This is a genomic window from Kribbella sp. VKM Ac-2568 (genome assembly GCF_004345365.1).
Lineage (GTDB): Bacteria > Actinomycetota > Actinomycetes > Propionibacteriales > Kribbellaceae > Kribbella > Kribbella orskensis.
In genome coordinates this window covers 224,866-244,472 of record NZ_SLVF01000014.1, presented here as the reverse complement: position 1 = coordinate 244,472, position 19,607 = coordinate 224,866, and the positions used below count along the sequence as shown (strand labels likewise).

Annotated in this window: 17 protein-coding genes; 12 read left to right on the top strand and 5 right to left on the bottom strand. The window is 68.5% G+C overall.

The features are described 5' to 3' along the window. Positions 1-150 precede the first annotated feature (150 nt). The 4 genes from EV648_RS34620 to EV648_RS34605 all read left to right on the top strand — a co-directional run bounded on the left by EV648_RS34620 (position 151) and on the right by EV648_RS34605 (position 3,241). Positions 151-786 (top strand): phosphoribosyltransferase, encoded by a 636-nt coding sequence (locus EV648_RS34620; RefSeq protein WP_132299318.1) that lies wholly within the window; start codon positions 151-153, stop codon positions 784-786. Between the two features lie 172 nt (positions 787-958). After that, positions 959-1,771: an RNA methyltransferase gene (locus EV648_RS34615; protein WP_132299316.1), complete on the top strand. Its 813-nt coding sequence runs from the start codon at positions 959-961 to the stop codon at positions 1,769-1,771. Between the two features lie 99 nt (positions 1,772-1,870). Beyond that, complete coding sequence (locus EV648_RS34610) at positions 1,871-2,839, top strand: GDSL-type esterase/lipase family protein (protein ID WP_241995890.1); 969 nt, start codon at positions 1,871-1,873, stop codon at positions 2,837-2,839. A gap of 39 nt (positions 2,840-2,878) precedes the next feature. Further along, entirely contained in the window at positions 2,879-3,241 is a 363-nt protein-coding gene (locus tag EV648_RS34605) for an iron chaperone (RefSeq protein ID WP_132299314.1), read from the top strand. Between the two features lie 25 nt (positions 3,242-3,266). Here EV648_RS34605 and EV648_RS34600 read toward each other — a convergent pair whose 3' ends face one another. Genes EV648_RS34600 through EV648_RS34590 form a run of 3 tightly spaced genes read right to left on the bottom strand, consistent with a single transcriptional unit; the run spans position 3,267 to position 7,885 of the window. Beyond that, the gene (locus tag EV648_RS34600) at positions 3,267-3,728 is read right to left on the bottom strand and encodes a hypothetical protein (RefSeq protein WP_132299312.1); all 462 of its coding nucleotides are present in this window, start codon (positions 3,726-3,728) and stop codon (positions 3,267-3,269) included. A 19-nt stretch (positions 3,729-3,747) separates the two neighbouring features. Beyond that, positions 3,748-4,977, bottom strand: coding sequence for an SWIM zinc finger family protein (locus tag EV648_RS34595; RefSeq protein WP_241995889.1), 1,230 nt, complete (start codon positions 4,975-4,977; stop codon positions 3,748-3,750). Beyond that, positions 4,970-7,885: a DEAD/DEAH box helicase gene (locus EV648_RS34590; protein ID WP_132299310.1), complete on the bottom strand. Its 2,916-nt coding sequence runs from the start codon at positions 7,883-7,885 to the stop codon at positions 4,970-4,972. The genes EV648_RS34595 and EV648_RS34590 overlap by 8 nt, the downstream gene beginning before the upstream one ends. A gap of 138 nt (positions 7,886-8,023) precedes the next feature. On the opposite strand from EV648_RS34590, the gene EV648_RS34585 reads away from it, so the two are divergent. Beyond that, positions 8,024-8,998, top strand: coding sequence for a zinc-binding dehydrogenase (locus EV648_RS34585; protein WP_132299308.1), 975 nt, complete (start codon positions 8,024-8,026; stop codon positions 8,996-8,998). A gap of 43 nt (positions 8,999-9,041) precedes the next feature. Continuing rightward, positions 9,042-9,395: a hypothetical protein gene (locus EV648_RS34580; RefSeq protein ID WP_132299307.1), complete on the top strand. Its 354-nt coding sequence runs from the start codon at positions 9,042-9,044 to the stop codon at positions 9,393-9,395. Between the two features lie 117 nt (positions 9,396-9,512). Here the strand turns inward: EV648_RS34580 and EV648_RS34575 are convergent, their stop codons facing one another. Next, positions 9,513-10,853 carry a diguanylate cyclase gene (locus EV648_RS34575; RefSeq protein ID WP_132299306.1) on the bottom strand — a complete coding sequence of 447 codons (1,341 nt, stop codon included), beginning with the start codon at positions 10,851-10,853 and terminating at the stop codon, positions 9,513-9,515. A gap of 121 nt (positions 10,854-10,974) precedes the next feature. Between EV648_RS34575 and EV648_RS34570 the strand changes: the two genes are divergently transcribed. After that, complete coding sequence (locus EV648_RS34570; protein WP_132197344.1) at positions 10,975-11,148, top strand: DEAD/DEAH box helicase; 174 nt, start codon at positions 10,975-10,977, stop codon at positions 11,146-11,148. Positions 11,149-11,227: 79 nt separating this feature from the next. Here the strand turns inward: EV648_RS34570 and EV648_RS34565 are convergent, their stop codons facing one another. Beyond that, complete coding sequence (locus EV648_RS34565) at positions 11,228-12,472, bottom strand: MFS transporter (protein ID WP_132299305.1); 1,245 nt, start codon at positions 12,470-12,472, stop codon at positions 11,228-11,230. Between the two features lie 537 nt (positions 12,473-13,009). Between EV648_RS34565 and EV648_RS34560 the strand changes: the two genes are divergently transcribed. From EV648_RS34560 to EV648_RS34540, 5 genes are all read left to right on the top strand, one after another. Continuing rightward, complete coding sequence (locus EV648_RS34560; RefSeq protein WP_132299304.1) at positions 13,010-15,562, top strand: MXAN_6230/SCO0854 family RING domain-containing protein; 2,553 nt, start codon at positions 13,010-13,012, stop codon at positions 15,560-15,562. Positions 15,563-15,830: 268 nt separating this feature from the next. Next, the gene (locus EV648_RS34555) at positions 15,831-16,130 is read left to right on the top strand and encodes a hypothetical protein (protein WP_132299303.1); all 300 of its coding nucleotides are present in this window, start codon (positions 15,831-15,833) and stop codon (positions 16,128-16,130) included. Further along, on the top strand, positions 16,127-17,824 hold the full coding sequence (locus EV648_RS34550; protein WP_241995887.1) for an amidase: 1,698 nt from the start codon (positions 16,127-16,129) through the stop codon (positions 17,822-17,824). The genes EV648_RS34555 and EV648_RS34550 overlap by 4 nt, the downstream gene beginning before the upstream one ends. Before the next feature lie 104 nt (positions 17,825-17,928). Continuing rightward, positions 17,929-18,429: a hypothetical protein gene (locus EV648_RS34545; RefSeq protein WP_132299302.1), complete on the top strand. Its 501-nt coding sequence runs from the start codon at positions 17,929-17,931 to the stop codon at positions 18,427-18,429. Positions 18,430-18,563: 134 nt separating this feature from the next. Further along, positions 18,564-19,544: a type IV toxin-antitoxin system AbiEi family antitoxin domain-containing protein gene (locus tag EV648_RS34540; protein ID WP_132299301.1), complete on the top strand. Its 981-nt coding sequence runs from the start codon at positions 18,564-18,566 to the stop codon at positions 19,542-19,544. Positions 19,545-19,607 lie beyond the last annotated feature (63 nt).

The following is a 19,607-nucleotide window of genomic DNA, read 5'->3' as shown; positions in this document are numbered from 1 at the left end:
ACCAGGACCGACGGATCGAAAACCGAGTGAGACCCGCCTGTGGATATCTCCCGCACCCGACCAGCGCGTCCGTGCAGCGGACGCGAGGTCTTGCCAGCGGCGGGCTCGGCGTCTCCACTTGAGGAAACGGACGAAGAGGATGGGCCGAGGATGTTCGCCGATCGGGAGGAAGCTGGACGCCGGCTGGCCGACGCGGTGCGGTGGCTGCGCGACGAGGATGTGATCGTGCTGGGGCTGCCGCGGGGCGGGGTGCCCGTCGCCGCTGTCGTCGCGCGGCACCTGGACGCGCCGCTCGACGTCATCGTCGTGCGCAAGCTCGGGTTGCCCTACCAGCCTGAGCTCGGGCTCGGCGCCGTCGGGGAGGGCGGGGTCCGGGTGATCAACGAGGCGCTGCTGCAGGCCACCGGTTTCTCGGCCGAGGACCTGGCCGAGGTCGAGGAGCGCGAGTGTGCCGAGGTCGAGGCACGCGCCATCCGGTTCCGCGGCGACCGGCCGCCGATCGCTCTCAGCGGGCGGACCGTAGTACTGATCGATGACGGTATCGCCACCGGATCCACGATGAGGGCGGCCTGTCTGGTCGCTCGCGAGCTCTCGGCCGGCCGGGTCGTCGTCGCGGCGCCCGTCGCCGCCAAGAGCAGCCTGAGCAAGATAGAGGAGGTGGCCGACGAGGTCATCTGTCTGCACACGCCACGGCTGCTGAACAGCGTGGGGGAGTGGTACCGCGACTTCAGCCAGACCAGCGTCGCCGAGGTCGTCCGCCTACTCCCAGGCCGCACTCCGACCTGACTGAAAATCGGATGACGGCTGCGGAGGCTTTGTCTACGCTCCGAAGCATGATGAGACTGCTCGGCTAGTGCGTCCTCAAACGCTCTAGCCGACCCCAGCAGCTGTACCGGTGCGGACGCCCCCAGACGGGCGTCCCCGGGCGGCTTGCTGTTCTCATTCACCGGAGTCTCTGATGGCACCGTCACGTCTCGACGCCCGCCCGATCGGCCCCCAGCACCCCCGGATCCGTGAGCTGCTTGCGCTCCGCAAGGACGCCTCGGCAGGCCGGATCCTGGTCGAGGGCTGCTGGGAACACAATCAACTCCTCGACACCCCGACCACTATCGACGCCTTCTTCTACTGCCCCGAAGCAGGAGACGCCCGTACTGCGGACGCCGCCGCGCGGGTTGCCGCGCGAGGCACCGAGGCGTACCGGATCTCGGAGAAACTCCTGGCCCGGCTGAGCCGCCGGGGACGACCCGACGGCCTCATCTCGATCGCGAGGCTCCCTGCCTGGCGGCCGGGTGACTTCCGCTTCGACGAGTCCTCGCTGGTGCTGGTCGCCGACGGGGTCGAGTACGCGGGCAACCTCGGCACGCTGATCCGTACCGTCGACGCGTGCCGGGCGGACTGCCTGGTGCTCACGTCACGCCGGGCGAGGTTGTCCCACCCGACCGTGTACGCCGCCAGCCGGGGCATGGTGCTCACCACGCCGGTGCTCGAGTTCGACGCGATCCCCGATGCCGCCGAGTGGTTGCGCCGGCACGAGTTCGACGTCCACCTCGCGGATCCCGGCGCCACCGGGAGCTACCGCGCGACGGCGTACCGGGGACGGCCGACAGCGTTCGTGGTCGGTTCGGAGGGCAGCGGGCTCGACAAACGCTGGCACCAGCAGGGATTCCAGGCGGTGTCGATCCCGATGCTCGGGCAGGCCGACTCGCTCAACGTCGCGCTGTCGGCCGGGATCCTGCTCTTCGAGGCCCGTGCCCACAAGGAAGGTTGGTGATCAGGGCTTCCCTGTCCGCCTCCAGAGCGGCAGCGTGGCGGCTGGCCTCGGTCCGGCAGAATGGGGCCGGTTGAGGTGGGTTCGAGTGAGGAGTGCAGGGTGGCGTTCGTGGCGGGCGAGGTTGTCGCACCGGGGGATCCGCGGATCGTGCTGGAGGGCCAGTGGGGTCACCAGCCGGGGCTCGCGATCACGGTGAACTCGGGCTCGAGGATCTCCTTCACCTTCAACGGCTCCGCTGTCCAGGGGCTGTTCGACGCCGACGGGCTGACCGTGCCGCCGCACCTCTGGATCACGCTCGACGAGGGTGAGCCCGAACTGCACCTCATCGGCCAGCCGGTGATCGAACTGACCGCCGAACCCGGCCAGCACAAGGTCGAGATCGTGGTCAAGGACGTCAACGAGCACTCGAACCGGTGGAACCAGCCGTTCGAGTGCGCGGTCGTGTTCGCCGGCCTCGTGCTCGACTCCTCGACGCGGCTCCGGTTGGCCGGACGCCCGGGCGGACCGCGGCTGGAGTTCTACGGCGACTCGATCACCCAGGGAGTCCGCGCACTCAGTTCCGACCCGGAATCAGGCGGCGCCGACGGCACGAAGTCCTACGCCTACCTGACCGCGCGAGCCCTCGGTGCCTCGGCGTACCAGGTGGGTTTCGGCCGGCAGGGCATCACCCGCACCGGCAACGGCGACGTACCGCCCGGCCTGGACTCCTTCGGCTGGAACTTCGCCGGCTCCCGTGCCGAACGCGTCGAGGACTCCGACCTGGTGGTGATCAACCTCGGCGTCAATGACGAGGACCTGACGCCGGCCGAGTACGGCGACTACCTGGCGCGGGTGCGCTCGGTGTACCAGCGCTCCACCATCGTTGCCCTCAGCCCCTTCGGCGGGAAGTGGGCCGCCGAGATCGAAGCCGCGGTCAAGGCTGCCGACGATCCGGCGATCCACTACATCAGCACCGACGGCTGGATCACCGAGGCAGACTGCACCGACAACGTCCACCCGTCTGTCGCAGGCCACACCAAGATCGCCACCCGCCTGACCACTGCCCTCCTCCCACACCTCGCCGGCTAGGTAATTGCCGGACGGCGGTCCCGCGGCCACGATGGGGAGATGGCGACCACGAACTTCACCTCCGTCGAGGAGTACATCGCGTCTTTCCCCGACGACGTCCAGGCGATCCTGCAGAAGGTCCGCCAGACCATCCGCGCCGCCGTCCCGGATCCCGGCGAGAAGATCAGCTACCAAATCCCGACAATCACCCTCGACGGCAAGTCCCTGCTGTACTTCAGCGGCTGGAAGGCGCACATCTCCGTCTACCCGATCCCACCGCTCGACGACGCCCTCGCACAGGAGATCACCCCCTACCGCTCCGGCAAAGGCACCCTGAAGTTCCCGCTGAACCGCCCGATCCCGTACGACCTGATCACTCGCCTGACCCAAGCCTTCGTCACCGCCCGAGCCACCAGCACCTGAACCGCCGCTCCAGACTCCGCCCGGGCTAGCCGATGACCCGACGTCGGCGGACGATCCTCGCCACGAGGATGCCGAGGACGGCGCCCAGCCCGCCGAGGACGGCCTCCAGCACGAGCGACGAAGCGAACTCCCGAAGAAAGTCGCCGAAGGTGTAGTCGTAAACGATGTGGGTGGTACCAGTGCTCGTCCACCGGCAATCACCGGTCTCCGGCACGCCGAGCGGGCCAATCGTGCGATCACAGACGAAGTTGGTCTCCGGCAACACCAGGCGCGGAACGCTCTTGAGGCCGGCCAGTACGAGGAACGCTCCGGTCAGCACAGCGCCAGGGCCGTCCTTGATGAACTCCCAGTCTTCTTTGGGAGACAGCCGCGCCAGCAGCGCGACTACGAACCCACCGCCCAGCGCAACGACGACGGCCAGCACCGGCTGGTTGAGCACGTTGAGGATGCCCAGCAGGAGCTGGTCGAGCCAGCCGTCCTTTTCCATCGTTCAGTGTCGCACGCGTTCAGTCGTCAGTGGCGCCGATCAGGTCGGTGGGGTCGGGGGACGGAGGTTTGGTGAGGACCCAGTCGTTGAAATGGTTGGTGAAGAGGTACCAGAGGCCGTCGGCGCCGAGGCGTAGTTGTTGCCGGTCGGCGGTGATTCGGTTGCCTTCCACAACACCGTCTAGAACCTCCAGTCCTTCGGCCAGCCCCGCCGGATCCACGTCGACCGGCTCCGAAGTCGCGACGGCAAATCCGCCCGCGCCGCCGTCGCGCCAGGCGACGGCAGAGTTCGTCAGCAAGCGGGCCGATACTCCGGCGCGGTGCGCGAGGTCCGCCAGCCCCGACGTACCGAGTAGTCCGGCCGCCCGCCGAGCCAGATCCTCGTCTCGGGTCAGACCGAGCCCACCATCGCCGTCACCCGACGCCAACTCCCAAGCCCGCTGAGCCGCATCGGTCGCCAGCGCCACCAAGTCGCGCCCCTCGACACCCGATTGCCGAGGTGGTTCCAGCACCAACACGGCGGTAGGCGCACCGGCTTGCCCCAACGGCCTTGGCGGCGACGGCACCGCGGCAGGCGCTCTGGCAAAGGCAGCCTTCGCAAGTACTCCGACCGGCCTTGCCTTGAGCGCGGGCGCCTCGGCACCGCTCGAGCGTCGGGCGCGGAGGGCGGCCAGCAACTCGTCCTTCTGCCGCCCGCGCAACAACAGCAACTCGAACGGGTCCTCGTCCAACGCGTCCGCGATCAAGTAGCAGACAGCGGCCGAGTGCTTGCAAGGCACCGCGAAGTCCGGGCAGTTGCAGTCGGTCTTCACCTCGCCCGCATCCGGCAACAACTCGAGTCCCGCGGCCTGCGCGTCATCCACGAGCTCCGGCGGCAACTCACCGTCAAGCAACGCGGCAACCCGACCGATCTGCGCCGACACCACATCAAGCACCGAGTCCCACTCGTCGTCGGTGAAAGGGCGGATCCGCACCGTCACCACGTATGGCGTCACCCGGCTCCCTTGCACGGAAGCCCGTACGACGCCGGGATCCACCGTCAGCTCCAGAACACTTCCCCGCCGGGCATACGACCGACCCCGCCCGAGCCGATTCGGATCCAGCCGAGCCCGGTGCTCCAACGCATCCAGCCAAGCCTTGCCCCACCACGTCGCCCCGAACGGCCGCCGGCTCCCCGGCCCCTTGGCCGTCGGCAACCCCGCGTTGTCCCCATATCCGCGCCACCCCTGCCACGGCGTCCGTTCATTCATCCAGCTCACCGCCATCGTCAACATCAGTCGACGGCCCAACGACCCGCACAGAACCCGACCGGTCAGCGACGCCCACAGCAGCAGCCTGGTCTACGACACCGGTGGATTTACCTACAGACGAAGGGTTGTAGGCGCTCGCCGCTCCGGATTTGGCCGGCGTCGTGGAGAGTTCGACCAGTTCGGTGAGGTCGGCATCGGAGAGTTCGCTCAGCCAGGCTTCGCCGGAACCGACAACAGCATCAGCCAGTTCTCGCTTGGCGGCGATGACCGTGGAGATCCGGTCTTCCAAGGTGTTCTCGGTGACCAGTCGGTGCACCTGGACCGGCTTGTCCTGGCCGATCCGGTACGCCCGGTCGGTCGCCTGGTCCTCGACGGCCGGGTTCCACCAGCGGTCGTAGTGCACGACGTGGGTCGCCTTCGTCAGCGTCAGCCCGACACCGCCCGCCTTCAGCGACAGCAGGAACACCTGCGCCTCGCCCGCCTGGAACTGCTCGACCAGTTGCTCCCGCTTGCGCACGCCGATCCCACCGTGCAGGAACAACGTCCGCACCTGCCGAGCCGCCAGATGAGACTCGATCAGCCGGCACATCTCGACGTACTGGCTGAAGATCAGCACCGACTCGCCCTCGGCCAGGATCACGTCGAGCAACTCGTCCAGGGCGGCGAGCTTCCCCGAGCGCCGTGGCAGCGGCCCGGGCTCGTGCAGGAACTGGGCCGGGTGGTTGCACACCTGCTTCAACTGCGTCAGCAGACTCAGCACCAGCCCGCGCCGCGCGATCCCCTCCGCCGACTCGATCTTGGCGAGGGTCTCCCGCGCGACCGCCTGATACAGCGTGGCCTGCTCGGCGGTCAGCGGTACGACCACGTCGTGCTCCGACTTCTGCGGCAACTCCGGCGCGATCCCCGGGTCGCTCTTGCGCCGCCGCAACAGGAACGGCCGGGTCACTCGCGCAAGCCGCGCGGTCGCCTCCTCATCGTGATACCGCTCGACCGGTACTGCGACGTCGTGGCGGAAGCGATCCAGCGTGCCAAGCAATCCCGGGGCGGCCCAGTCGAGGATCGACCACAGCTCGGACAACCGGTTCTCCACCGGCGTCCCGGTCAACGCAAGCCTGGTTGCCGCAGGCAACGTCCGCAGCGCCCGAGCCGTTCTGGACAAGGGATTCTTCGCATGCTGCGCCTCGTCAGCCACTGCCAGACCCCAGAAGATCTCGCCGAGCACCCGGTGATCCTGCCGCACCACGCCATAGGTCGTCAGCACCACCTCGTCCGCGGCGAGATCGCTCAGCGAACGCCCGGCACCGTGATATCGCCGAGTCGGCACGCCCGGCGCGAACTTCTCCAGCTCGCGCTCCCAGGTCCCGAGCAGCGTCGACGGACACACCACCAATGTCGGTCCGCGACCACGCCGCGACAGGTGGAGATGCAGCGCGATCACCTGGATCGTCTTGCCCAGCCCCATGTCGTCCGCGAGGCACCCACCGAACCCGAGCTCCGCCAGTTGCGCCATCCACGCCACACCCCGGCGTTGATAATCCCGCAGCGTCGCCCGCAACCCCACCGGCTGCTCCGCGAAGGGCTCGGGCTCAGAAGCGGCCCGCAATCGATCAACCATCGTCAGCAGCGAGCCGTCCGCATCGAAGGCGACGAGCTCACCGTCGACCTCCAGCGAACCGGTCAACGCGGCACCCAGCGCCTCCGCGCCGGTCAGCTTCCGCGATCCACCGCGCCGCAACTTCCGCACCAGGTCCTGGTCGATCCGCACCCATCGCCCGCGCATCCGGATCATCGGCCGCTTCGCCTCCGCCAGCGCGGCGATCTCCGCCTCCGTCAACTCCTGGCCGTCGAGCGTCGGTCGCCACTTGAAGGCCAGCAGATCCGTCAGGTTGAAGTCCGGCCCGGTCACCGCGCCGGGCGTCGGCGTCGCCTGAACCGCACCGCGCAACGCCAACTCACCGGCGAACAATTCAGCCGGCCACAACACTTCGATCCCGGCGCCTTCCAGCGCATCGCTGTCCCCGGCAAGCTCGTCCAGCGCCACATCGTCCACCGGTACCTCGGCCGGCGCCGCATCTCGAAGCGCCGCACCAAGCGGCGGCCAGACCCGCGCCCCACGCCGCAAGGCGAGCAGCAGATCCGTCTCGGCTCGCTCCCCAAGAGCAGCCAGTACTGCGGCCGGCGCGTTCCACACGTCAGCGACATCCACCAGCAGGCTCGGGTCCACCCCGCTGCGCAACTGCAGGACCGCCTTGAACTCCGAGTCATCCTCAGGCGGCTCGATCCGCAGTACCAGCCGCGCACCTGCCTCCTCGCTCAAAGCAGTCTCGTCCAACCAGGCGGTGGACCCAGTGAGCTCCCGAGGCTCCACCTCAGCAAACGCGGCCGCACTACCCCGTACTGCGACGCCTGCCGCCGGTGTCCGCACCAACGTGTCCGCGAGCGCATCCCAGAACGCCCGGACGAGTTGCTCCGGCCCAGCCAGCCGAAGCGGCCGCGACCCCTCGACCGGTACGGCGTGACCGTGCGCGGGCATCGCCGCACCGAGGTTCTTCAGCCAGCCGTGATCGGTCGGATCCAGCGGCGCCACCCGCCAGGCGCCGTACCCGCTGGGGGTTCGATCCGGCACGAGCCGTCCACGGGCGATCAACCCGACCCCGGCGAGTGCCGCGGCTGCCCAGGCCCGATGACTCGCCGAATCGTCCGGGGAGGGCGGCCGGGTCAAGAGCGCGAGCGCCTCCTCGACCGGCAACAACCGCGCCGCGACCTTCGTCCGCCGCACCTGATCGCCGCGGGGGAGGACCAGTTCCACCTTGCTGTCCGGGACCACCCCGGCCGCCGCCAGGTCGCCGTACAGGGCCAGCCGGCCCGCGCGTGGCGGGTCGGCTGGCAGGAAGACGGCGTCGAACATGCACGGCAGATTACGCCGAAGTACCGACAGCTTTCCGCACCCCTCACGCTCGCCTGTGGACAACCCGGGGCTTGACCTGAACTCAAGTTGAGGTTGCAGGCTCTTGTCCACAGAACAGCGACGGATGGAGTGGTCCAGATGCGGGCAGCGGTAGTGACGGAGTTCGGAGGCCCGGAGGTGGTTCGCACGATGGACTGGCCGGAGCCGGTTGCTGGTCCGGGGGAGGTCGTCGTCGACGTTCAGGTGACCGACCTGATCTTCGTGGAGACCGCGATCCGGCACGGGCAGCACGGCGGGTTCTTCGATGTGACGCCGCCGTATGTCCCCGGGAACTCTCTCGGCGGGCAGGTCCGCACAGTCGGTGACGGCGTGGATGACAGCTGGATCGGCAAGACAGTGATCGGCCGGACGGCCGGTTTCGGGGCGCACGCCGAGCAGGCGGTCGTCCCCGTGGACTCTCTGCTCACCGTGCCTGACGAGCTCAACCTGGAGACGGCGGTCGCGGCCTTCGGCGACGGCTTCACCGCGTTGTTGCTCGAGCAGTTGGCCCCCGATCTGCAGGGCAAGGAGGTCCTGATTACCGCAGCGGCCGGGGGCATGGGCGTACTGCTCGTGCAACTGGCGCACAAGGCCGGCGCGCATGTGATCGGCGCCGCTCGCGGCCAGGCCAAGCTCGATCTGGTCAAGGCCCAGGGCGCCGACGTGGTGATCGACTACTCCGAGCCCGGCTGGGAGAAATCGGTGCTCGAGGCAATCAACGGCGACGGCGCGGACGTCGTCTTCGAAGGGGCAGGCGGCAAGCTCGGAGCGGCCGCGTTCAGTACGGTGAAGGACGGCGGCTGGTTCTCCGCGCACGGTGCCCCCAGCGGCGGCTTCGCGGAGTACGACGAAGCCGAGGCAGAGCGCCGGGGCATCACGGTGAAGGGCATCAGGGACCTCCGCGCGGACACGACGAGCGTGGTTATCAGCGGAGTGGACGTGCTGGAGCGGGTGCTGCGCGTCGACCTGGTGCCGGTGATCGACCGGACCTTCTCCCTCGACGAACTCGGCAAGGCACACGCCGCGATCGAGAACCGCTCGCTGCTCGGCAAGGCTCTGATCAGGGTTAGCTGATGCCGGCTCGGGGGCACCGGTGACGCGACCCTGAGGAGGAGCGATGAGCGTCACTCTGAACAAGGATGCCTTCGAGCACGCCAAGGATCTGATCTCGAAGGGGCAGACCCGCAAGGACGAGCGGGACGACTGGAGCGAGCACGCGCCGACCGCGGAGCAGGAGAACGAGTACCTCGAGAAACACGGCTGGCACGAGTACTCCCAGTGGTATCTCGGCGTCGACGACGAGCTGGGGGAGGAGACCAAGGGCCGGTACAAGTTCCCGTACGGCGACTTCCGCCGGGTGCATCGCTGCGGCGTGATCAGCGCGGAGTCACGGGCGGCCCAGCAGGACTACGACGACATCAAGAACGCGATCGTGGAGCTCCACAAGCTGCTCGACGGCGACCACGCCTGACTGACGACCGCCGCCGCTGGAGCCGGCGGCGGCGGCGTGTGGGTGACGGCCAGCCGCAGGCGGCGACAGCCGTCGAGCAGTGGATCAGGCCGGGCAGTGGATCAGGCGGGCCGTGGATCAGGCGGCGTCGGGGGTCGGGCTCTCCGAGAGATCGCCGACGATCGGAGGGTTCGGGCGGGCGGAGACGATCTTGTTCCGGCCGGCCCGCTTCGCCGTCAGCAGGGCGTTGTCCGCGGCGAGCACCAACTGGTCCATCGTCCCGGCGACCGCTGGGTAGACCGCTGCCCCGAACGAGGCCGGTACGCCGGTGATGACCGCGCTGGCATTCGACACGGTGTCGACCGAGACGGTCAGCGTGGTGAGCCGCTCGCGGATCCGCTCGGCGATCTCGAGCACCTCGGTCTCGGAGGCGCCGGGCAGCAGCACGGCAAGCTCGTCGCCGCCGACCCGGGCGACGATGTCACCCTGCCGCACCTCGGCCCGCACACTCTCGCCGACTGCCCGCAGCGCGCGGTCGCCGGCCGGGTGGCCGTAGGTGTCGTTGATCTCCTTGAACCGGTCCAGGTCGAGCATCAGCAGCCCGACCGTACTGCGCAGCGTCTCGGCCCGGGCGAGCTCCACCGGCACCGCGCTGGCCCAGTACGACGGGGTCGCGAGGCCGGTCTTCACGTCGGTCCCGGCGGCGCGCTGGAACTGCGGCAGCAGCAGGTCGCGGTGCAGCGTCAGCACCGTCACCATCAGGATCGGCACGATCCAGGGGTACGACGCCTGCAGGCCGGCGACGGCAACGCCGAGACCGAGCCCGGCCACCACCACGAGCTGCTCGGAGAGGTTCCCGAGCGCCCCGCGAGCGGACGCGTCCGGGGAGGAGAGCAGGATCGCGCCGATCACCAGCGCGAAATTCAGCAGCCACCAGGTGGACGCCGCGGCGACCACGACCAGCAGGGTCCAGGCGCTCGTCGGCACGCGCGGTTCGGTGAGCAGACCACCGCCCCGCAGTACGGCGGCCGCGCCGGCGCTGGCGAGGATGAACGTGCTCGCGGAGAAGACCTTGCGGTGCGCGATGGTTCGCCCGTAGACACGGATCCAGGAATAGCTGTACGAGACGACCACCAGCGCGATCACCAGTGACAGCGGGAGCAGCAGCAGCCCGGCGAAGACCCAGAGGCTCTTCAGGTTCGTGTACGGCGAAGTGTTCGCCGCCATCTCGCGTCGCCGCTCGATTCCGCGGGCAGACTCCAGATGGAGGACAGAAGCGACCGCCAGCACGGCGAAGGCAGCCCACTCGGACGGCCTGACCCCCGGATGGTCGCCGGAGAGCGTAAATGCCACAGCGAGGGCGGTGATCGTGACAGCGACCGCTTCCACACCGAGCACGTAGCTCAGCGCAGGACGCGGTAACGACCAGAGCTTCCATCGGCGGGGTGGCACCCACTTGCTCCGACCGATCAGAATCATGGTGGCCTCACACAGATAGACCTGAACGGTTATTGCTGAATAGTAACTGCCTGTTCACGTGAGGTCATCCCCGAGGCGCAGGTATTCCATCAGACGGTTGGCAACGAGAGGATCCAAGACCATGACCAAGAAGAGCAACGGCAACGAGTGGTTCCGCGGCGGCAACGAGTGGTTCACCGGCGGAAACGAGTGGTTCCGAGGCGGGAACGAGTGGTTCACCGGCGGTGGCAACGAGTGGTTCCGGCTGGCCGGCGGGCCCGGTAACGAGTGGTTCACCGGTGGTAACGAGTGGTGAACCGCCGCTGAGTCCGAAAAATTCTTTACTCACATTTTACGGACGGCGTCCGGCGATATTTCCCTGAGTCTCCGGCCGCTCATTCCGTAACTGTTTCCGCGGTTCCGACCGAGCCCTGGCGGGCACGGGCCCAGGCAGTGCCCGCCACAAGGGCCGCGAGCACTCCCGCGGCACCCACCACAGCCAGTGCCAGCGATGGCGAGGTCCTGTCGGCGATCAGGCCGGCCAGCAGGATTCCGAGGCCCTGGCTGCCCTTCAGAGCCGTACTAGCGACTCCGAACGCCTGGCCCCGCTGGTGGTCCGGTACTGCTTGGACGAAAGCGGCACTGGTCGGCAGATGGTAGGCCGAAGCCATCCCTGAGAGCGCCCAGAGCACAAGTGTCGGCACCAGTCCGGGTCTGAACGCGCAGAACACGAGTGGGACGCAGGCGGCGACCGCGAGCGGCCCGAGCAGGCGCATCCGCCGCTCAGGAGGCCACAGCGTGATCAGCCACATGCCGACGACCGCCCCAGCCGGGCTCGCGGCCAGCAGGAGTCCCGCTGCTTTCGGACCGCCGCCGATCTCGTTGGCGTAGGGGACGGCGAGGCCCTCCACCGTGACGTAGAACCCGGCGATGGTCGCCAGAGCGATCAGCGCGCGCAGGCTCGGAGTACGGATGACCAGTGAGGCGCCTGCGGCCATGTCTGCGAAGTAGCTGCGTCGCGGCTCGTCGACCTGCTTGGCAGGGGCCGGGCGAGCGTGCACTCCGAAAGCGATGAGCAGTGCGGACAGCAGGAAGGTCCCGGAGTCGAGCAGTAGGCCTCCCGACGTCCCCACTGCGACCACTGCAAGGCCGCCGGTGCCGAAGCCCAGCACCTGGCTGAACTGCACGACCATGTCGTTCGCGGCCTTACCCAGCACGTAGTGGTCGCCTGGCAGCACCACTGGCAGCGTCGCGGCGCGTGCCGCGTTGAACGGCGAGCCGAAGGCCTGCAGCGCGATCAGCAGCAGGATCACGACGATCAGCGGCAACGCCTCGATCGCCATCGCGGCCACCAGTACTGCGCGCGCCAGGTCGGTGATGATCATCACACGGCGCCGCGGATACCGGTCGGCGATCCCTGCCAGCAAAGGGCCGAAGAGCAGATCCGGCACGTAGGTCAGGGCGTAGGTGAGCGCGGTGAGCCCGGCGGATTCGGTGCGTTCGAACACCAACACGGAGAGTGCCACCCGGGCCAGCTGATCCCCTGCGACGGACAGGATGCCGGCCAGGAACAACGCCCTGAACTCGGCATGTCCGAACACGTCACGCCAGCGCGCCCGTTCCACCACCCCACCAACCATGCCGGAGACCTTAACCACTATCCGTGGCTCGACACCTGCCACGCGTGACAATGAGGGTTTCCCTGCGACTGGGCCTGGCGGCCGATGTGATGGAACCCACGCCAGTGGTCTGATCCAGCGGTGCTCACTGGTCCACTCATTCAAGGGTTTGTTGGCGGCAAATAAGTGCCAACTGGGGTGGCCCGATGGCGCAGGACTTGTCCGGCGGCTCTACTCTGGAGTCGTCTGGTACCGGGGTCTGGGCGGGGCGGCCCCGACCCTGGTACTGGACCTCTTCTTTGTCCGGTCCCTTCTGCGGACCCGCGGCCGTCGCGCCGCTTCAGGACAGGCCTCCAGACAGGCTCTCGGACCAGCGTCAGAGCGGCTCCGAAACTGTCGGTGGAGCCCAGTAGCGTTCTTCTTGCCAGGGACGGCTCTTGGACGTGCTTCCTTCTCCTTCACCAGGCATGTAGCGCGTTCGCTCTCCGCCCCTGGCACCTGTGTCCCTGCTGTGGTTCCCACTGCTGTTCCTGTTGCCGATGTTCGCGGGGAGGGTCGATGCCTGACGCACTAGCGGCGGTCCTGCTGCGCCGCCGTCGACTGGTCGACGCCGCCCGTCTCACCCCACCCGTACGCCGGTCCGCGTGGCAGTGGCTGCGGCATCCACTCACGACGCAGGCGGGGCTGGCCGCGTTGCAGGCCGAGCTGATCCAGCGTGGCTTCCTGCTCTCGGCGACTGTCTACCGGCACTGCGCCGGACTGAACGCCTTCGCGTTGACCGGGTTCGGTCGTGAACTGCTGGACGTGCTCGACGCAGAGTCGGGCGCCGCGGCCGATCACGTACCGCTGTTCCGGGGCTTCCCCGAGAGCGTGCCGGGCAACACAGAGACCTTCTACATCGACAGAGTCTTTGCGCGGCTGCTGCAGGAGCCCGAGCAGCCCTGTGTGCTGTGTGGTGAGGTGGAGACGGTCCAGCCGGTATCGCCCTGCGCACACCTGGTCTGTCGCTCGTGCTGGGACGGAGCCGACTTCAGCGCGTGCCCGATCTGTCTGCGGCACCTCGATCCGGACGATCCGTTCCTCGAGCCGTCCTTCGACGAGGTGACCACTCCGGGTCGTGCCGATCGTCTCCGACTGCTGACCCTGGCGCCGGCCGATGCCGATCGGACGACAGCCTCCGAACTTCTCGCTCGTCGGACGCCGCTGTCGGCCGGCGACCGTGCTGACCTCCGGGTGCTCTTGTCCGAAGCCGACCCGTCCTGGCTGTCGGACACGATCCCGGTCCGGGAGACGCGTGCGCTGGTGCTCGCGCTGTTGATGCCGCGGTTCCCCTCGTTGGTTGACGAGCTCGTCGAGACCGCGACCGATGCGTTGCGACTCCTCTATGCGCTGATGGGCGCTGATCCCGGTCTTCGCAACCCACCTGTACGGCGCCAGTCGTTGGCGCGGGGGATTCGCCGGACCGTGCTTGCGCGGCTCGACCGAATGCCGGTGGAGCAACTCGTCGAGGACATGCTGCGCCATCACCGCGCCTGGAAACGCGTCGGGGAGAACCTGCATCCCTTCGAGTTCGCCGACCGCTATCCGGTCGCCGCCCTCGCCTTCGCCGTGCTGCGCGGAACCACCCTGGATGCCACGAGCCCGACCGGTCGCGCGGTCCTCAGCGAGGCGGCAAAGCATCCCGTCGTCCGGCTCGAAGGTGGACGGCTGAGGATGAACACCTTCGCCAGTCGGGTCGAGGGGGCGTTCGCGGCCGAGCGGGCCGATCTCGCGTTGAATCTGTTGCGGACGCGGCCGGGGGAGATGGTCCGCCGACTGGTCCAGCTCGCTCGTGCACTGCCGGTGGACGCGCACGGCTCACTGGTGGAGGCAGTCGCTACGGCTGTCTCGGACGTGTCGCCTTTCGTGTTGACCGCCGCACTCGGCCAGGTCCGAACGCCGCCGGGTGACCTCCGGCTGTTCTTCCCGCGCGGCGGAACGACCCGGATCTGGACCTCCGTGGATGATCGCGAACCGCTGCCTGCGGAACTCGCCGCATCGCTGGCCGCAGTACTGGTCGGTGAGTTGTTGCGTCGGGCAACTTCCTTGCCGCGGGTACGGCGGGCGTTCCTGGACGAGGAGTTGGCGCGGCTGGCTGCGCCTGCTTCTGGGCGGAGCGCGTCGTCCACGTTGCTGCGGATGACGCGGGGTAGTGCGGCGCCGATCTCGCAGGACGAGTTGTTGCGGCTGTTCGTGCACTGGGTGGAGCCGGCCGGGCGGCGAGTCGACCTGGACCTCTCGGTCGCGGTGTTCGACGAGGAGTGGGCGTTTCTCGGGCTGTGCGACTACACGCGGCTCAGGTTCGACCAGGACGCGTTGGTGCACTCGGGCAACCTCACGTCGGCGCCCGGGCCGCAGGGATCGACGGAGTTCGTCGACCTCGACCTGGTCGCGTTGCGCCGGGTGGGCGGGCGCCACGTGCTGCCGGTGGTCTTCAGCTACAACGACGTGTCGTTCAGCGAGCTCGAGCGCGGCTTGATAGGAATCATGCGGCAGCCGTCCGGGCTGTTCGACCCTGCCGCGGTGGAGGACCGGTTCGACCTGACCGGGCCGGCCAAGATCCTGCTGCCGTTCGGCGTCGACCTGCATACCAAGGAACTCCGCTGGTACGACGTGAACCTCAGCGCCGCAGGGTACGGGCACGGCATCGCGCGGTACGCGCCGCAGGTCGCACTGATGGCGGCGACGATCGAGGAGGTACACGGTGCCGGCGACCGGGTGAGCCTGTGGGAAGTGTGCTGCTGGCACGCGGCGGCCCGGACGGACGAGGTGGTCGTCCGCTGCGCCGACGGCTCGGTGGTCGGATACCTCCGCGGCGATTCCGAGGAGCTCCCCGACTTCGCTCGCCGCCTCACCGCCCGCCTCGAACCCGACCGCTACTGGGACCTCGACGCAGCCAACCGCGCCGACTTCATCGCCGTCATCACCGGCGACATCGACCCCAAAGCCGGCGCCGAGGTCTACGCCCTCCACCCCCACCTCCTGGACCCGACCAACCTCACCCTCACAGCCGCCCCCGACCTCCTAACCCCGCTAACCCCAGACACCCGAGCCAACCTCCCCACCCACTAACCCGAACCACCGCCCCCGAGGTCCCGCCCCCCTGGCCCGGACACCGCCCGCGGCCACGCCGGCTGCGCTCGAAGGCGCCGCGATACGCAGGGTCGGGCTCGCTGCCGATTCCACCGACCCTCCGCCTCGGTCGACCGAGATGAAGTCACCGTCGGTCGGCGCGTGGGTGGGGAGTTAACTTTGCTGCGACATCAGTGAAATGTGGGGACATACATGTCGTGACATAACAGGTCTGCAGTCTTTCCGCCGCAGACCTCGAGGAGCACGAGTGAGCCTCACCCCACCCTCAGATGCCGAGCTGGACGTGATGATTCGCGCCCGGCTTGCCGCGATCGGCATCGATCTCGACCAACTCCCTGCCGGTACCGAGCCCGACCCCGAAACCGGCAGCCCCGGGCGCGACACCGCGCTGGCCGGCCTCCGCAGTTTCGTCCGTACGACGATCGTCCCGCTTGCCGCCTACCAGTTCGCGGCCGCCGGTCCGGATAGTGACCGCGCCGCCCTCGCGCAGCAGGTGTCCCCGCCCGCCCTCTTCCCGTCCATCGACATCATGAGGCAGTCCCGGTGACCGCCCCGCTGAACCACGTGGTCGTCACCACGGCCGACGAGCCGATGGACACCCGAGTCGACCGTCGTTCCTTCATCCATCGCGTCGGCGCCCTCGCCGCAGCCGCGACGGTCGGCACGGTCGCCCTGCCCGCCGTCGCGTACGCAGGACCGCAGGGCAACCTCCAATCGACCACCACCCCGGACGTCCCGGTCCGCCCCGAGGCGATCGCCGACGTCACCGAACTCACGATCGCCGAGGCCGCCACGCTGATCCGCAGCGGCAAGCTTCGTCCTGAGCGCCTCCTGGAGGCCTACCTCGACCGGATCGGCGCCTTCGACGCGACGTACCAGGCGTTCAACCTGGTCCTCGCTGACGAGGCCCTCGCCCGCGCCCGTTCGCTCGGCCGCACCCGCGGTGGCGAGCTGCACGGCATCCCGCTCGCGATCAAGGACAACTACTACACTCGCGGCATCCCGACCACGGCGAACTCGTACCTCTTCGAGAAGTTCGAGCCACCCTTCGACGCGACCGCAGTACGGCGCCTGACGGGTGCGGGCGGCATCGTCCTCGGCAAGACCCAGATGGGTCCACTGGCCACGACGAGGGCCACAACGCCGGACGGCAGGATCACCACCGTCAACGCGTGGACGCCCGCGGACCCGTCCACCGACCCGGGCGGTTCCTCGTCCGGATCGGCCACTGCGGTCGCGTCCCGGATGGCGACCTCCGCCGTCGGAACGCAGACGGGCGGCTCGATCATCGCGCCGTCCAATGCGCAGAACCTGACCGGCCTCAAGCCGACGATGGGCCGCGTGTCCCTCTACGGCATCGTGCCGCTCAGCTACACGCGCGACCACCCAGGACCGCTCGCCCGGGATGCCAAGGACGCGGCGATCATGCTCACCGCGATGGCCGGCGAGGACCCGAACGACCCGCGCACACAGGGCCTCCCACCCGTCCCCGACCTGATCACCGCGGCCACACCCGTACTGCGGGGTCGCAAGGTGCGGGTGCGCTGGCGTACCAGGGTCGGCGTGATCCCGGGCTTCACCACGGGTACTTCGGAGACTGCCGCCGCGCGCCGGGCCGCACTGAGCAAGCTCGCCGAGGTGGAAGACCTGCAGTTGGTCGACGTGACGATGCCCGACGAGTGGGACGTCCTCACCAACGCAGCGTTCAACAACGTCAGGTTGCCCGAGCGGAGCGAACCCTTCCTGCCGATGCTGCGGTCGGATCTCCGGGGATTCGGCGTGTCGGTGACAGGTTGGCTGCAGGGCGCGTTGCTCGGCGCCGACGAATACCTGATCGGTCAGCGAGCAAAGGTGCTTCTGCTGCAGCGCGTTCTGGACGACCTGTTCGAGCAGTGCGACGTCGTGGTCCAGACCAGTCCCAACCCGTTCGACGCGATCGGTCTGCCCGAGCTCGCTCTGCCGATCGGTTTCACCGCCAAGGGTGTGCCGATCGGGACGATTCTCGGCGGGAAGCCCTTCGGGGAGGATCGCCTGCTCGCCGTCGCCGCGGCGTACCAGGCGCTGACCGACTGGCATCATCGCCGCCCCGCGGACCCGCAGTCCGCAGTACCGCTGGCTGCGACCGGTACAGAATCGGCAGGCAAGGCTGACGCGCGGCGGGCCACCGGTCGCGTCCAGGCGCTGGCCGCCGGTGACCGTGGTCGGCTCCTCGCCCACGAGATCCCGGACCTGATGCAGTGAGTCCGAGGCAGGGAGTTTGACAATTCGATGAAGTTGCCGGGGCTTTGACGGGATTCGCCGGCCCTTTGGGGTTACAAAGGAAGGGTCGGCGAAGGGAGCCACGAATGACGTACGACGTGGTGGTGCTCATCGAGCGGGAGATGAGCGAGGGCGACGCACGACGCGTGGCCGCCCTGCACGCAAGGCGGGAAGATCTGGTGGACTACCACCTGCTCGTCTCCAGTCATCCGACCGAGGGAATCGGCGGACCACTGGCGCTGCTCGGGTCGAGCTTCGCGGATGTCGCGGGCATGTCCTCGGTCTCTCGCGCGGCGGCTGCGTCGACCGCGACGGCGCTGGCGGATCCGGACACCGACCTGGCCTCGGTGATCGAGCACAGCTCGCGCCGGTTGCGCGGCCTGAACGACTGCCGGGTCAACGTCTCGATCACCCACGGCGAGATCCTGCTGGCCCTGAAGACCCTGGTGAACAGAACGAAGAGCCAGGAGGTCGTCGTGGTCGCGTGGCCCGAGACCGCCGCGAGCTTCGTCTGCTCCGACTGGGCCCACCGCGCCAAACGCGAACTCAAGGTCCCCCGAGTCCGCGTCGTGGAGCACGAAACCTGACCCGATGACGGTTTGTCCGACCGCTGGCACCTTGTAAGCCGCCAGCGGTCGAACAGACAGTGATCGGTACCGCGCCGTCCACAAGCCGGCAAATCACAGACACGGGCTGCTCCGGGCTCGGCATGTTCTCTGGCATGAACATGAAACTGGCTGCGACGGCAGCGAAGCGAGGCGGCTGGTTCGATCGGCAGGACGCGCTTGCGGCTGGATACACCGATGACGAGGTCCACGCGCGAGTGAGGGACGGCCGTTGGCTGCGACTCTGCCGTGGTGCCTACGCGATACCTGGACCTGACGACGACTCTCGGGCTGACTGGGACAAGGCGATCTGGCAGCACCGGATGACGGCTAGAGCGATCTATCACCGGCTCGGCGGCCGCGCGATCGTCAGCCATCAGTCGGCCTTGCTGCTGCATGGCGTCGAGGTGTCGGACCTCGACCTGAGTCGGGTTCATCTCACCAGGGTGGACGGCTTCGGTAGATCGAACGGATCGGTTTGCCAGCATGCGGCTCGTCCGCCGGTCCCGGACTCGGTCGAGGTCGATCGGGTGCGGTTGACGCCTGGAGCACGGTCGGTGGTCGAGACGATCCGCGGCACGCAGTACCCGGTGGCTGTGTCTGTGGTCGATGCGGCGCTGCGGCAGGGGATCGCTACTGCGGAGCAGTTCGCCGATGCGCTGGGTCTATTCGCCGGCCGGACCGGCATCGGGACGGCACAGCGGGCGGCGTCGTTCGGCGACGCGCGATCGGAGTCGGTCGGCGAGTCGCGCCTGCGCGTTCTGCTGGCGGATCTCGGCCTGCCCGCGCCTGTGCTGCAAGCCGAGATCCGGGACGTCGGCGGAAGGCTGGTGGCGAGAGTCGACTTCTTGCTCGAACATTGGGGAGTGATCGTCGAGTTCGATGGTGCGCTCAAGTACGCCGGCGTCGGCGCCGAGGTGCTGATCGCCGAAAAGGCTCGCGAGGACGAGCTCCGAGACCTCGGCTATGAGGTGGTGCGAGCTGTTTGGGCAGACCTCGCACAGCCCGTCGAGCTGGTCGCCCGAATCCGGCGTGCCATCGCGCGATCGTTGCACCGTCGAGGTCCAGTGGCGGGGTATGTGGCGACTGGCACCTAGTAAGCCGCCAGCGGTCGAACAACCCGACAGTGGCCGTCGCGAAACAGCCGGGCCCGCGGCCGG